This window comes from Flavobacterium sp. AC105 (genome assembly GCF_979258495.1).
Map to the genome: position 1 here is coordinate 5348124 of NZ_OZ409860.1, position 16877 is coordinate 5365000.

General features: G+C 34.8%; 6 protein-coding genes. 4 read left to right on the top strand and 2 right to left on the bottom strand.

Annotated features, from left to right (window positions below):
* Window positions 1–28 precede the first annotated feature (28 nt).
* The 4 genes from ACZ0AH_RS22200 (at window position 29) to ACZ0AH_RS22215 (ending at window position 12173) form a co-directional block, all read left to right on the top strand.
* A complete protein-coding gene (locus tag ACZ0AH_RS22200; protein WP_463477913.1) occupies window positions 29–1981 on the top strand; it encodes a DUF7849 domain-containing protein in 1953 nt (650 codons plus the stop codon).
* Between the two features lie 84 nt (window positions 1982–2065).
* Window positions 2066–4732: a CHAT domain-containing protein gene (locus tag ACZ0AH_RS22205; RefSeq protein WP_463477914.1), complete on the top strand. Its 2667-nt coding sequence runs from the start codon at window positions 2066–2068 to the stop codon at window positions 4730–4732.
* A complete protein-coding gene (locus ACZ0AH_RS22210; RefSeq protein WP_463477915.1) occupies window positions 4684–5121 on the top strand; it encodes a retropepsin-like aspartic protease in 438 nt (145 codons plus the stop codon). Before ACZ0AH_RS22205 ends, ACZ0AH_RS22210 begins: the two co-directional genes overlap by 49 nt.
* 104 nt (window positions 5122–5225) lie before the next feature.
* Window positions 5226–12173 carry a T9SS type A sorting domain-containing protein gene (locus ACZ0AH_RS22215; RefSeq protein ID WP_463477916.1) on the top strand — a complete coding sequence of 2316 codons (6948 nt, stop codon included), beginning with the start codon at window positions 5226–5228 and terminating at the stop codon, window positions 12171–12173.
* A 388-nt stretch (window positions 12174–12561) separates the two neighbouring features.
* Here ACZ0AH_RS22215 and ACZ0AH_RS22220 read toward each other — a convergent pair whose 3' ends face one another.
* On the bottom strand, window positions 12562–15738 hold the full coding sequence (locus ACZ0AH_RS22220; protein WP_463477917.1) for an efflux RND transporter permease subunit: 3177 nt from the start codon (window positions 15736–15738) through the stop codon (window positions 12562–12564).
* Window positions 15739–15809: 71 nt separating this feature from the next.
* Complete coding sequence (locus ACZ0AH_RS22225) at window positions 15810–16877, bottom strand: efflux RND transporter periplasmic adaptor subunit (protein WP_463477918.1); 1068 nt, start codon at window positions 16875–16877, stop codon at window positions 15810–15812.

Below are 16877 nucleotides of genomic sequence, written 5' to 3' on the forward strand. Positions count from 1 at the left end.
TGATTTTAAAACCCAAAACTGTCTAGTTATGAAACCACTATCGTCTATTTTCTTTATTCTATTTTCTATTTTCGCAATAGGACAAACCAAAGTAAAAGACACCATAACCCGAAAAGCCAATATTGTTTTTATCCAAAACGGAAATGCTGTTACCTATAAACCGGAAACGCCGCCATTAATACCAATTGCGGGCGCACCAAAACCAAGTTATTCTTATCTATGGGAACTGGGCGACGGACATTATAGCAAGGAAGCCGAACCCAAACACGTTTATAAAAACAAAGGAACTTATACCGCAAGACTTGCCGTAACCAACAATTATGACAACGGAAAACCTCCTGCAACCCGACCAAAAAAAGTAGCTGTAAACGATATTACCGATACAAATTATAAAGACATTGCTTCAATTGCAGATCAAAATGGATTTGCTATTATAAAAAACTGTGATCCCATTCCGGATCAGGAAATGGTAGTCGTAGTGGGTTATCAAAATTTGGAGAATTATGTCGCAAGCGGAAAATTGTATTTGTTTTATAATGAGAAACAATTCAAAAGCAATAATTTCGAATTGGTCGATTTTAGGACTTATGCAAACGAACGTGAAATAAAGGAAAATACAGTCGCATCTGTAAATGATCTTGATGATACAAAGTCTTATTTGGCTTCCGCCGAAAGTAATTTCAAAACTAAAAAATACAGAAACACAACTACTGAAGAAGATCTTGACGCTTCGTTATTAGACGCTCATAAAACCTATCATAATGTTTCGGTTTTAGAATTTGATGATGTAAATCCGAATGAAACACACAATGTTTTTTATACGTTTAAAACTACTCCGGAAATGATCAAGGATACAAGCGCAACCGTTACCATGCGCGGGATTTTTGTTCCGAACAGAAGTTATAAAAACCATAAAATAAAAAACCTGGAAATGGAAATCGTGACGTCTCACGATCCAAACAAAATGGGTTCTAACGGAAGTTTTATTAATTATAGATTGGTGCGTTTTAAACGAGTAAATTTTAAAACCCGTTTCCAAAACAATGGCGAAGGTCCGGCAAGAATGATCCGACTTGAAACTGATATTCCGGATATGTTCGACAAGAAAACATTTCAGGTTGTAGATATGTATCCAAAATGTCCGATTTGTCCAAAAGGTGAAGAACCAACCGTAAGTTGTCTTGATACGATTATCAAACAAAAACAGATTTTCTTTACCTTCAAAAACATTTATTTACCCGGAAGCGAGCAAAAAAATGTTCATGAAAAAGACAGTACAAAAGGATTTGTAAAATACTCCATGAAATTTACTGAAGACTTTCATAAAGTAAAAACCAAAAGCAGAACCGCGATTATTTTTGACAAAAACGAACCAATTATTACCAATTATGCCACTACCCGATTTCTTCCCGGAATTTCGATTGGTGCCAAAGCGGGTTATAATTTTTATCCTGATCTGGAAAAATCGACGAGTTATTTTGTGGGCGCGACGATTTCGCCTTTTAAATCGTATCGTTTTTATTGGCAGGCAGAATGGGTTAATGCTTTGAATAAATACGAAAGTGCTGCAACAGTTGTCGAAGATAATGTAGTAAGTCCGAATGGCGTAAAACAGTTTCAACGTACCACAACCACAATCGAAAACAAAAATGTAAACTGGGAAATTCCCATTTTGATTCGATACAACATTAACAATTATATTGGCGTTGGAGCCGGAATTCAGGCTAATTTTGATGTTTCATCTGAACAAAACACAAACAAAAAAATTGAAAGTTTTGAAGGCGGAACAGATCAGTTTTTAATGGATACAAGAACTGAATCCAGTTCGGTCACCAACTCTTTTGTCCATCTTAAAACGGGAGTTTTATTTGATTTAACGGCTGGTTTTGCCAGAATTGGACCGAGTTTGGGCGCGCGTTATGTGATTAACTTTGAACAGAATTTCAACTATTTTCAGCTTTACGGAATTTGGAAGTTTTAGATATCATTAATTATAAAAAGTTAGCCACGAATTCACGAATTTTTTTCTCAATCATTCGTGAATTCGTGGCGAAAAAACTTTAATATGATAAAACTATATTGTTACATTTTCTTCTTCTTCACTCTGATTTCATTCGGACAGAAATCCATATCTCCGGAAGATCAGATATATAATGCAATTGATGTTTTTGTCGCGAATCCTTCGGCGAAAGCCATAGAAAATTTAAACCATATTGAAGCTGATTTTTGGAGAAATCCTAAAGTCAAAACTAAAGATGAATTACTGGCCATTGTGGTTTTAAATTGCAATAAAGCCTATTATGAAAACCAATTCGGGCAAACCGAAAAAGCCATTTCGAGTTATGAAAAAGCCTGGCAAATTTATCAGAAAAAGAAACTCAGTAATTATGATATAATTGAATATTGCCTGAAACCTTTGGGCAATTTATATACGGTTTTGGGCGATTATGACAGCGCCGAAAACACGATTAAACAATACTTTTTTATTGTAAATACTGCTAAAAATTATCCTGACGCGGCAAAACAAAAATTTGCAGCGATTTTGAATTTATCGAATGTTTATCAGAGTTCCGGTAAAATTACTTTAGCAATTGAATTATTAGAAACTACTTTAAAAACAGAGCAATTATCGAATTCTCAGAAAGGAATTTTACTGAATAATTTGGGAAATAATTATCTGTTAAGTTCCGGAATGAATTTATTGCCTCCAGAATTTTATCAAAAAGCCGAGAATGCTTTTATGTTGGCCTTAAATTATCTTAAAAATGAGAAGGAACAATCAGAAACTTTGTCTAATTCTTATCGAAATTTGGCAATGCTAAATCGTCAATGGCATCAGTCTGACATTGCTGCTTCTTATTTAGAAAAAGCAGAAAAGCTCTTTTTTGCAACACCAAATCAACAACCCAGAAAACTTGCAAAACTATATTATGAAAAGGCATTGTTACTTTTTGATGAAAGAAAATATGATGAAAGTGCGAAACAGATTCAAGCTATTTTTAAAGTTTTAATTTCTAATTACAATTCAAAAAATATGCTGCCTAATCAAAATCAATTGTATGCAGAAACAGTTTTAATTGATGTTTTAGATTTACAGTCCGAATTATTTTTCAAACAAAATCAACTCAAAAAAGCGCTTGAAGCATTTAACCTTTCATTTCATATCGAAGATTTATTGATGAATGGTTTGGTTTATGAAAACTCTAAAATCATAACCCAAATTAGAGCGAGAAATCGAACTGAAGAATGTATTTCTATTTATGATCGTTTGTATAAAGGAGAAGGCAAAATTGAGTATTTAGAAAAAGCATTTCAATTAGCTGAAAGAACAAAATCCGGAATTCTAAAAAGTTATCGTTCGAATATTAAAAGCGCTTCCGCGAAAGAAAAACAGCTTTTACACGAACTTCAAACTTTAAATAATAACATTGCGAAAGAACAGCAAAAAGGAGATTTGGCAAATATTTCGAATATCAATTCTGCCATAAAAAAGCAAAATGAATTGATGATTTCTTTAAAGAAAATCCAAATTGAAAATCCAAATTATATTCCTGAGAATTGTGATCTAAAAGCATTATTATCAAAACTTCAAAAAGATAAAGCTATTATGCTTTATTATTTTATGGGTTCAGAAAGACTTTATTATTTCGTTTTGCAAAATAATCGGATTATATTAAATCAAGTACCAATTGGAGATGGGAAAATTTATAATATTATCCATTTCATAGATTACTTTAACGATGCAAATTCAATTATAAACGACATTTCTGGTTATAATGATTCCGGAAAAGCAGCTTACGATTTATTAAACTTACCAACTAATTTTGTCTACAAAAACCTCATCATTGTTCCGGATGGTATTTTGAATTTTCTGCCTTTTGAAGCTTTAATTACGCAGAAATCATCAACAACAAATTTTGCTAAAATACATTATTTATTAAATGATTTCAGGATTGCGTATAATACTTCTGCTAGTTTTTATTTGAATTCAAAACCGGTTTCAAAATCAAAGAAAACAGTTTTAGGTGTTTTTCCAGTTTTCGAAAAAACGGCTTATGAATTGAGTTATTCAAAGAAGGAACTGGAATTTATTAGAAGTAATTTCAAAGGAAAATATTTAGAAAATTCAGACGCTAGTTTTTCTAATTTTAAAAGTAATGCTGCCAATTATTCGATTTTGCATTTGAGTACGCATGCTTCTTCGGGCGATATTGAAACTCCGGCAAGTATTAAATTTTATGATCAGGAAATTTTATATTCTGAATTGTATAACCTCAACATCAATCCGGATCTGGTAGTTTTAAGCGCGTGCGAAACCGGAATTGGAAAACTCTACAAAGCCGAAGGCGCTATGAGTGTTGCAAGGGGTTTTCAGTTTGCGGGAGCTCAGAATCTATTATTTTCTTTATGGAAGGTAAACGATTATACGACATCGGTTTTTATGGCTGATTTTTATAAAAATATTAAAAATGATGTTCCTTATTTTGAAGCAAATGCTAACGCCAAAATTGATTTTCTGAATAATAAATCGATTCCGAATGCCAAGAAATCGCCTTATTACTGGAGTTCATTTGTGTATTACGGTTCAATTTCTGTTGAAGAAAAATCAGGAAATTATATCTATTATGTAATTAGTTTATTGATTGTAATTGGCTTATTTTTGGTTTTCAATCCTTATCGAAAATGGAAAATCTTCACGCTATTCTCAAAAAAGAGAATTACAAAAAAATAAAATTCAAAGTTACCAAAACCCAGCATCTATTAGTAAAAGCTAAAATCAATGGCATTTCAGGGAATTTCATTTTAGATACGGGAGCATCAAATTCTTGTGTTGGATTTGAAAGTATCGAACGTTTTGAATTGACTGCAAAAAAATCTAAAACAAAAGCTTCCGGAGCTGGAGGAACGGGAATGAGAACACAAATTTCAGCACATAATCATTTACAACTTGGAAGCTGGAAAAATACTGATTTGAGTATTGTTATTTTTGATCTTTCGCATGTAAATGAAGCATTGGAATCTTTTAAAACAAAACCCGTTGATGGGATTATTGGCGCTGATGTTTTGCTTGACGGGAAGGCAATTATAGATTATTATAATCATTATTTGTATTTAAAATGAAAGTTTCATTTTAGGTTCAAATTTTATGCATTTACGGGAAGCCGTAACTTTAACAATATTTATTGTGTTACATTTGTTAAGTCCATTTTAACAAATCTAATACTATGAAAAAAACATTACTTTGTTTTCTTTTTTTATTTACAACTACTTTTTATGCCCAGTTAAGCTACGTCAATATGTGTAGCGGGGAGCCTTTTAATCTGACTTCGATGAATTCAGTTTTTATTGGCAGTTTAGACCCGGCTACACCTGTAATTTATTTTTTAAGTCTGGACGACGCACTTAATAATACAAATGAAATTACAAACCCAACCAATTATTACGGTCCTGTAGGTACTACAAAAATTTACGGGAAGCTTAATAATAATGGGACTTATGCGATAAACTTTTTTAATTTAACTGTATTTCAGCCTTTAACGGTAACAACTTCTCTTATCCCGGTAACATGCAAAGGTGGGCTGGCTACACTAACTGTTAATGTCGTTCCTGGGGCTAGTTATAATTATTCATTAAATGGTGGTGCTTTTACCAATAAGAATATTTATACGAACATACCAGCCGGAGTTTACAATATAAGAATACAAAGTCCTAATGCGATTTGTCCGGATACTGTGATTAATTACACAATAACAGAACCAAATGCGATAACTGCAGTCTCAACGATTTCAGGTCAATCTGTAACGGTTACTGCTGCCGGAGGAACTGCTCCTTATCAATATTCTAAGGACGGAACCACTTATCAGAGCAGTACTGTTTTTAATGGTTTAGCTTCAGGAAATTATAATTTCAGAGTAAAAGATTCTCGAGGTTGTACCTATGTTATGCCTGTCACTACTATTGTTGTTCCAGGCAGTTTAGCTGCTACGGCAGTTATTACTAAACAATTAGATTGTATTAGCGGCGCTACAATAGTCGCGAATGCTACAGGTGGGCAAGCCCCATACACCTATTCAGTAAATAATGGATCGACATATCAAACCAGCAATACTTTTGCTAATATACTTACCGGAACTTTTACAATAAGAGTAAAGGATGCTGTAAATACGATTTCAATTTCAAATCCAGTTACGATAACTCCGCCTACAGCGGTAAACGTAACTACGGCCGTTACACTACCGGATTGTAATAATAGCAATGCTACCATAACGGTCCTTGCAACAGGAGGGCAAGCGCCTTACATTTATTCTAAGGATAATGGGGGAACTTATACCGCTAGCAATGTTTTTACTAATGTTATACCCGGTACTTATAGAATTGTTGTAAAAGACAGCAAAGGTTGTCTTTCGCCATATCTAAATACAGCAATACAGCCTTACAGCCCTTTAATTGTAAGTGCTTCAAGTACTTCGATACTATGTAATGGAGAAACTGCTTCTTTAACAATTAATGCTACTGGAGGAAGATCCCCTTATCAATACTCTATAAACAATGGCAGTTCCTATACAAGCAGCAATACTTATAGCGGACTTAGCGCTGGAACTTATACAATCAAAGTAAAAGATGCTCTTGGTTGTATATCAACAATTGATCAAGTCATCAATCAGCCAACTGCTTTAATTGCAACCTTATCTACTTCAGGTGCGAATGTAACGGTGACTACATCTGGAGGAACTGCTCCTTATCAATATTCTTTAGATGGAGGCCCTTCTCAGAGTAATAATATTTTTACCGTTTTAACTTCAGGAAATTATACGGTACAAGTAAGAGATTTAAACGGTTGTGTAAAAACATTTGTGACATCTATCGTGGTTCCTGCACCTTTAACCTGTTCAGCAATTATCACTAAAGAAACGGATTGTATTAGTGGTGCTACAGTAGCTGTTAATGCTTCTGGTGGTCAAGCTCCATACCTATATTCAATAAATGGAGGAATATCTTATCAGACATTTAATACTTTTACTAATATTCCGGCCGGAACATATACTATAAAAGTAAAAGACCTTGCAAATACAATCTCAAATTCATATACAATTACGGTAAGTACACCTAGTCCTGTAAGTGCAACTACGGTTGTTACACCAGTTGATTGTACAAATAAGGGAACCATAAGAGTGCAGGCAATAGGCGGACAAGCTCCTTATGTTTATTCTCTTAATGGCGGAGCTTATACATCTGGCAATACTTTTAATAATGTTTCTCCCGGCACTTATACCATATCTGTAAGAGATAGCAAAAATTGCGTTTCCTCATTTTTAAGTGTAACAGTACAACCTCTTGTGCCTTTGAATGTAACGGGTTCAAATACACCAATATTATGTATCGGCGGAACTGCATCGTTAACAATGAATATGAATGGCGGGCAAGCTCCGTATCTATATGCTATAAATAATGGTCTTTATACAAGCAGCAATACTTTTACCGGACTTAACGCCGGTACCTATACTATTAAAGGAAAAGATGCTCTTGGGTGTTCATCAGAACTATATTATACTATAACTGAACCAACTGCTTTAACTGCTGTTTTAAATGTTGAAGGTCAAACTTTAAATATTATTGGTGTTGGAGGAACTACTCCTATTTTATATTCTGTAGATGGCGGAAGTTTTCAGCCTGGGAATGTTTTTACAAATTTAAGTCCTGGAGAGCATCATATATTACTAAAAGATGTAAATGGATGTGAGTCTAATGCTTTTTCAGCTACAATCGAAGAACCATATTCGCCTTTAATTGTTACTGCAAATATTTCCAAACAAATAGATTGCACGAGTAATGCATCTATTCATATAAATGGATTGGGAGGAAAAAATCCTTATACCTATTCTATAGATGGAGGAGGAACTTACGGAGCAGATAATATTCTTGATAATTTGACGGCAGGAATATATAATATAGCTGTTAAAGACGCTGCAAATACGATTGCCAATACAACAATCGTAATAAATCCGTTCGTTCCAATAAGCGCAACTGCTCTTGTGACTCCTACAGATTGTACAAACAATACAATAACTGTTCAGGCAACAGGAGGACAAGCTCCTTATATTTATTCTTTTGATGGTGGATCAACTTATAGTTCTGACAATGTTTTTACCAATGCTAATGCTTTTTTTGGTACTTATAATATAGTTGTCAAAGATAACAATGGTTGTGATTCACCAATGCTATCGACAATAGTTCAATCTCCTTCGCCGTTATTTATAACCGCGTCAAATACTTCAGTATCCTGTAATGGCGGTACTGATGGCTCATTAACTATTAATACTGTTGGCGGACAAGGTCCTTATCAATACTCTATAAATAACGGTGCTTATAGTTTTAGCAATATTTTCACTGCACTAAATGCCGGAAATTATACGATTAAAGTAAAAGATGCTCTTGGCTGTTTATCAGAACTGGAATATGAGATAAATCAACCACCTGTTTTAACTGCTACTTCAACTACATTTGGTCAAAATATAGTACTTACTACTACTGGCGGAAAAGCACCTTATCAATATTCTTTAGATGGTGTTAATTATCAGGATAGCAATGTTTTTCTGGATGCAACTAGCGGTACTTATTCTGTAACTATACTAGATTCTCAAGGATGCAGTTTTACACTTATGGTGAAACTTGAACCATCTGAACAGCCTTTAAGTTCAGGAGCAATGATTGTTAAAGCAGTAGACTGCAGAGGCAATGGTGCTCTTCGTGTTATTGGTTACGGAGGACAACCTCCATATGAATATTCAATAAATGGCGGATCAACTTTTCAGGCAAATGATACTTTTGATGATCTAGTTGGCGGAATCTATCCTGTAGCTGTAAAAGATAGCCAGAACACTATTGTTAATAATCTTTCAATGGGATTAAACCCATTTATTCCCGTAACCGGAAGTGTAATAGTCACGAATTCTTCTGCTTGTGGAAACAATGGTAAAATAGAGATTGCTGCAAATGGAGGCCAAATATCTTATTACTATTCAATTGACGGAGGAAAATCATATAGCGCAAATAATACTTTTTCTAATTTACCAGCCGGTGATTATACTGTATTTGTAAAAGACAGTTATGATTGCATTTCTCCAGCTATATCTGCAACAATACAAGCTTCTTCGCCTTTAGTTATAACTGCCTCAAATGCTTCGGTATTATGTAATGGTGGTACTGACGGCTCATTAACTATTAATGCTGTTGGCGGACAAGCTCCGTATCTATATGCTATAAATAATGGTATTTACACAGACAGCAATACTTTCACCGGACTTAACGCTGGAAATTACACGATTAAAGTAAAAGATGCTCTTGGCTGTTCATCAGAAACACCGTATGTAATTACAGAACCAACTGCTTTATCTGCTAATTTAAATGTTGAAGGCCAAACTGTGACAATTCATGGTTTTGGAGGAACTCCACCTTATCAATCTTCTATAAATCATACTGATTTTGTGTATGATAATGCTTTTACAAATTTGAGCCCCGGAGAACATACGGTATTCTTAAAAGATGCAAATGGATGTGAGTCTTCATACAATGTAACGATTCCAGATCCAACACCTTTAAGTTCTACAGCAGCTATTACCAAGCCGCTAAATTGTGGTGTTAAAGCAACAATAACGGTTACTGCTGCCGGAGGAACAGCACCTTATCAATATTCAATTGATGGCGGATTAACATACAAAACGACCAATGTTTTTACTACTCTAAATGCCGGAACGTATAATGCAGTCGTAAAAGATGCTGCCAATACAATTTCGAACACAACTGTTATAGTAATCGATCCGCTTATACCATTAGTTGTTGATGTTGCTATAATTAGACCTCTCGATTGTACCGGTAGTGCTACTATTAAAGCTACTGTAACTGGCGGAGTTGCTCCATACCTATATTCGATAGATAATGGTCCTAACAGCCTTGCAAATACATTTAATGTATATGCAGCCCGTAATTATACCATAAATATTTTGGATAATGCTGGCTGTATTGTTAGAAAAGTAATTACTATTGCGCCATATACTCCAATGGCTGTGAGTACTGCAATTACAAATGTTTCCTGTAATGGTACTGTTAACGGATCAATAAGAATTACTGCAACTAACGGAATTGCTCCTTATACGTATTCAATTGGTGCAGGATATCAGTCCGGCAGTATCTTTAGTAATTTAGCTCCGGGCAATTATACTGTTTCAGTAAAAGACAACCAAGGATGTATTATTACTAAATCTGCGGTGATTACTCAGCCTACAGCCCTGACATCTACTATTGATATTACAAATGCAACCTGCTTTAATTCGGCTACCGGAACAATTACTATAAATGCTTCTGGTGGTACAGTTCCTTACAGCTATTCTATAAATGGTGCTGCTTATTTTTCAAATAAAACTTTTACTAATTTAAGTGCTGGAATTTATAATGTATCTGTGAAAGACAGTAAAGGATGTTCTATGTCATTTTATACGACAATTTCTCAACCTAATGCTTTAGCGATTAATTTAACTAAAACGGATATTAATTGTAACGGATCTCAAGATGGATCCATAACTGCAACAGCAACCGGAGGAAATGCGCCTTATACGTATTCTATAGGAACGGTATATACTACATCGAATGTCTTTAGTAATTTAGCTCCCGGGCAATATAATGTGAGTGTAAAAGATGTTTTTGGATGTATCACTACATCTTCGATAACAATAGCGCAGCCAACTGTTTTATTATCTTCGGTGAGCGTTATAAATCCTACATCTTCAAATAATAGTGACGGAAGAATAACTGTTACTGCTTCCGGTGGAATTCAGCCTTATTATTATGCTCTTCAAAATAGTAATGGAATGGAAGTAGTTCCTTCACAAAATTTTAATGTTTTTAATAATATTGTGGCAGGATCTTATGTTGTAAAGGTTACAGATTCACGTGGATGTACATTTTTACAGCCAGGAATTACCATCGTATCTCCGCCAGCACTTGTTGCCACGACGAGTGTAATCCCTTTAACGTGCAATTCTAATGGAGTTATAACGGTAAGTGCAATTGGAGGAACTGCTCCGTATCAATATTCATTTGACAACGGAATTACTTATACAACTTCTAATGTATTTACTACCGCTACACCCGGAAATTATACGATAAGAGTGCGCGACTACCAATATAATACGACTACACTTGTTGTAACAATCGATCCTGTAAATCCTTTACTAGTAATGGCAACTATTGTTTCGCCGATAACTTGTACGCAAAATGGATCATTTATAGCTAATGTTGTTGGCGGGCAGCCACCTTATGTTTATTCATTAAATGGTGGTCCATTTCAAAATAACAGCTTTTTTAATGTACCTGCAGGCACTTACACCGTATCAGTTAGAGATAGTTATGGATGTACAGCTATTTCGATTGTAGATATGACTGCGCCAGAACCTATTGTTGCCTCTGTAACTGTAGAAAATCAAAGCGTAACAATTACCGCAGTTGGTGGTTCAGGTAATTATACATATGCTGTTTCAACTAATCTGGATGTTTTTACAACAAATAATACGTTTACAAATTTAGAAGCCGGCGACTATAGTATAATTGTTATGGATGCAAGCGGATGTTATGTAATCATATATTTTGTTATCGATCCGCCGGCTCCATTGATGGAAGGTAAAGATGCAGTAACAGTTGAATTTAAACCTGGACAAACTCTGGCAGATTTAATTGTTGAAGGAGAAAATATCAAATGGTATGATACTCATCAAAATCCTGTAGAAGGAAAAACGAGTAAAGCAAATGAAACTCCATTGCCATTAACTACTGTTCTTGTTGACGGAAAAACGTATTATGCGTCACAAACTATAAACGGAATCGAAAGTAAGGATCGTCTTGCGGTTACTGCTAAATCAAACGGAACGCTTTCGACATCTGATTTTGTTTTGCCGAATTTTAAATTTTATCCAAATCCGGTACTTCATAATTTAACGATAAGCAATACTGCTGTTATTGATGAGGTTGAAATATACTCAGCTTCGGGAACCACTATTTTATCTAAAAAAATAGATAGTGATCATTCTGAAATTGATTTATCGAATGTTTCTTCAGGGTTTTATTTCTTAAGAGTAAAATCTGAAGGAAAAGTGAAAATTGTCAAACTTGTGAAAAAATAAGGAACTAAAATTCCAATCCCGTTTTGATCCCGAAATTTCGGGACTGGATTGGAATTAATCAATAAAAAATCCAAACTCTAATTCCGAATCGTCGGCAAGGAGTTTGGATTTTTTTTGATTGTTTAAAAGAAGCCGAATGTTTTAGGATTAGCCCCGATAAAGGCGGTATCCTTTTTTGAGGCGTCCCGAGACTTCGGGATCTTCGTCTCAAAAAAGATATAGCCGAAAGCGGGAACGATGTTTATTAAAAAGCGAATTGTATGGCTCCTAAACTTTATAAATTCTAATGTAAAATTAAATTCCAATTGTGAAGTTTTATAAAAAATCAAAAAAAATCCCAAACTCCGTGAGGAATTTGGGATTTCTTCAATCTAAATTAAATCAAAAATTAATGGTTATGTTTAGGATTAAAACCGTCTTCACTAACTTCGGTTGGCGTATAATCAGCAACCATTTCAGCTTCGTAATCGATTTTATCTCCTTTAGAGAATTTATGAATAATTTTCTCCATGATATTATAAATTACAGGAACTACGATCAGGGTTAGGAATAAAGAAGAAATTAATCCTCCGATGATTACCCAAGCCAATCCGTTTTTCCACTCAGCTCCTGCTCCGGATGCTAATGCAATTGGGAACATACCAAATACCATCGCAATAGTTGTCATCAAAATCGGACGTAAACGAGCATGATTCGCCTGAATTAATGCCGTTCTGATTGATTCTCCTGCTGCTCTTCGCTGGTTGGTGTAATCGACAAGCATGATCGCATTCTTACACACCAGACCAATCAACATGATGATACCTAAAATCGTAAAGATGTTTAATGAGTTATTAGTCAAAGCTAATGCTAACATCGCACCAATAAACGAAAGTGGAATTGCAAACAATACGACAAACGGGTGAACGAAACTGTCATAAAGTCCAACCATTACAAGGTAAACCAAGATAATAGCGGCTAATAAAGCGATTCCTAAAGTACCAAAACCTTCACTTTGGTTCTCTTGTTGACCACCCCAAATATAATTTACACCTGCTGGTTTTTTTATTTTTTCTAATTTAGGTTCCCATTGCGTAACTACTGTACCGGCCGGAACCCCAACATTTTGTCCCTGAACTGTAACCGAAGCAGATTTATCTCTACGCTCTAACTGGCTAGGTCCTGAACCTTCTGTAATTGTTGCAAATTGAGATAACTTAATTTGTTGACCAGCAGCATTGATAAAAATCAAATTACTAACATCAGTAATACTTTTTCTATCAAAAGCATTATATCTAATGTTGATGTCATATTCGTATTCACCTGCTCTGTATTTACCATCTGTGTTTCCGCTAAAAGCAGTTTGCATGGTTAAACCAACTGTTTGAAGTGTTAAACCTAAAGCAGCCATTTTATCACGATCAACTTTAACGTTGATCTCAGGATTTCCGTCTTCAACTGTTAATTTAATCTCTGTTGTTCCGGGAATTGTACGTAATTCAGCTTCAGCCTGTTTAGCAAAAGCCATCGCCGCTTCTGTAGAAGGACCTGTTACAATTAAGGCTATAGGAGCCTCTTCTGCTGTTCCTAAAATACCAACCGGAACTGTTTTAACTTTTGCTCCAACTAATACTTTTTCTAACTTAAGCTTGATTTTTGCTGCATAAACAGACGCATCATCAGTACGGTCTTTCTGTTCGATCATTTTAACATCAATCTCAGCTTTGTATGCTGTAGCTTGCGTTCCGCTAAAACCTTCAGAAGTTTGTCCCACAGTTGTAATTTGACTGTGAACATATTCTTGTGTTTTCAAGAAAGCTTCTGCTTTTTGCGTCATGAAGTTCGTTTGTTCTAACGAAGCATCTTTCGGCATTTCAATTTGAACTAAAAACTCTCCACTATCAGAAGAAGCAAAAAACTCTCCACCAATGAAACCACCAGCCATTAATCCTATTGTTGATCCAAAGAATAATACAAGTACAACCAAAATGGTTTTAACATAATGATCTAAACACCATGTCAATAATTCAGAAATCCAGTTTGTAAAACGTGTTAAATAATTTTCGAAACCAAGAATGATTCTTCCAAATAAATTTTTTCCTTCAATATGCTCTAGTTTACCATAACGAGATGATAACCAAGGGATAATTGTAAATGAAGCTAAAAGCGACAATAAAGTTGAAATAATTACCGTAACACAAAATTGTGTAATGATATTAGAAACCAAACCAGAACTCATCGCGATTGGCAAGAACACTACCACAATTACCAATGTAATCGAAGTTACCGTTCCACCAATTTCGGCAGTACCGTCGTATGATGCACGAATTCGGCTTTTACCCATTTCCATATGCCTGTAAATATTCTCGAGGACCACAATCGCGTCATCGACCAGAATACCAACCACCAGAGATAATCCTAATAAACTCATTAAGTTTAAGGTATACCCCATTAAATAAATACCAATAAATGTCGCAATCAAAGATGCCGGAATCGAAACCATTACAATCAATGAGTTTCTAATACTGTGCAGGAAGAACAACATTACAAATGCTACCAGAATTACCGCAATCAATAAATCGTGAACAACAGAATCTGCTGCTTCAAGCGTAAAGATTGTACTGTCTTTTGCAACTTCCAATTTTAATTGCGTATTTGCATAATCCTTTTCAAGAGTAGCAATTGTTTTCAATAATTGCTCACTTACCGCAACCGCATTTGCGTCAGATTGTTTAATAATTTGTAAAACAATCGCGCTTTTTTGATCTACACGAGATATTTTCTCTGCTACTTTTTGAGTATCCTGAACATCGGCAATATCACTTAAACGAACCTGAATTCCGTTTTGAGAAGAAACTACTAAATTTCTTAATTCTTCGACACTTTTATATTTACCCGCTAAACGAATTAATATTTTTTGATTACGAGTCTGAATATTTCCTGTTGGGAAATCTAAATTCGAAGTCAAAATATTTTGCTGTACCTGTGGAATAGATAATCCATAACCCTGCATTTTTAATGCATCAAGATTTACCTGAATCTCACGTTCAGAACCACCGATAATATTTACCTGAGCAACACCTTGTACACGGGATAAAATAGGAGCGATTTTTTTGTCAATTAAGTCATAAAATGCTGCTTCGTCCATTTTTCCGTTAGCACCAAGTGTCATAATTGGCAAATCACTCAACGAGAATTTGGTCAATGCCGGTGTTTTAACATCGTCTGGTAAATCACTTATGATCGCATTGATTTTTCGTTGTGCGTCATTCATAGAGTAATCGACCTTTGCATTTGATGTCAGGGTAATTGAAACGATGGATAAACTTTCGTATGATTTCGAGTCAATTTTTTTAACGTTCTCTAAGGATGCAATCGCATCTTCAATTTTCTTGGTTACGGTATTTTCTACCTCACTTGGAGAAGCTCCAGGATAAATAGTAGAAATTGTAATAACGTTTTGTTCAAATTTCGGGATCAGCTCATAACCTAATTGGCTGTAACTGAACAATCCACCAAGTGTCAGAATTGTAAACAATACAATTACTAACGACGGACGTTTTATGGATATTTCGGCTAATTTCATATATTTTGCTTTAGGCTGTAGGCTTTAGGCAATAAGCTTATGGCTTATGGCGTATAGCTTAATGCTGTAAATTATTTAATAATTTCTACTGTATTACCGTCTTGTAAGTTAATTTGACCTGTAGTAATTACAACTTCTCCGTCAGATAATCCGTTGATGATTTCTACCTGATCTCCTAAAATTCTTCCGGCAGTTACTTTTTTCAATTTCGCAATACCGTTTTGAACCACAAAGATTTCATTACTGCTTACACTTCCTACAAAAGCATTTCTAGGTACAACCATCAAGTTTTGTTTTTGTTGGTTTGATGCAAAATTTGCAGTTCCGTACATACCCGCTTTTAAGTCGTTATTTGTATTATTTGCGATTTCAATTTCAACAGGAAAATTTAAAGACTCATCCGCTTTTGCAGCAATAAAAGTAATTTTTCCGGAAAAATTTTTATCAGGATAAACACTAGCCGTAACATTAATAGTATTGCCTACTTTTAAACTCGCCACTTGGTTTTCGTTTACTGTAACTACTAATTTTAATTTAGAAACATTTACAATATCAAACAAAGCAGTTGCAGGCATTCCGGTTAAAATAGATCCCGGCTCAATATATTTTTTATTGATAAATCCGCTTATTGGTGCTTTTACTCTTGTATCACCAACATTAATATTTGCTTGTTTCAAACTAGATTCAGCATTAGTTAACGCTAATTTTGCCTGATCTAATTGTTGTTTAGTAACGCCGCCCGTTTTAAAAGCATTTTCATATCTCGCATAATCAGATTTTGCGTTTGCGTATACAGCCTGAGCTTGTTGTGCATTTACATTAATTACATCTCCTCTTACTGTCAATAAAGTTTGACCAACTTTTACGTAATCTCCTTCTTTAGCCAAAACGCTGATTACTTTTCCTGATTTTTCAGCAGAGAAAGTCAATTGTTGAATGGGTTGGAAATTTCCGTTTGCAACGAAATCCAATGAAATTTCTTCTGTTTTTACAGGAGTTACTTTTACTGAAACGGCTGCATTTTTCTCTGCAACGATATCTGTTTTTGCTTTATTCTCCTTCTTATTATTATTTAAGACATATCCAATCACGCCTAAAGCTGCGATTATGATTACGATAGTTATAATAGTTTTCTTCAT

What these genes read in the sequence shown, in the direction of transcription:
- ACZ0AH_RS22200 (WP_463477913.1), top strand. Translation starts at nt 29, where the DNA reads ATGAAACCACTATCGTCTATTTTCTTTATTCTATTTTCTATTTTCGCA.
- ACZ0AH_RS22225 (WP_463477918.1), bottom strand. Translation starts at nt 16,877, where the DNA reads ATGAAGAAAACTATTATAACTATCGTAATCATAATCGCAGCTTTAGGC.
- ACZ0AH_RS22215 (WP_463477916.1), top strand. Translation starts at nt 5,226, where the DNA reads ATGAAAAAAACATTACTTTGTTTTCTTTTTTTATTTACAACTACTTTT.
- ACZ0AH_RS22205 (WP_463477914.1), top strand. Translation starts at nt 2,066, where the DNA reads ATGATAAAACTATATTGTTACATTTTCTTCTTCTTCACTCTGATTTCA.
- ACZ0AH_RS22220 (WP_463477917.1), bottom strand. Translation starts at nt 15,738, where the DNA reads ATGAAATTAGCCGAAATATCCATAAAACGTCCGTCGTTAGTAATTGTA.
- ACZ0AH_RS22210 (WP_463477915.1), top strand. Translation starts at nt 4,684, where the DNA reads ATGGAAAATCTTCACGCTATTCTCAAAAAAGAGAATTACAAAAAAATA.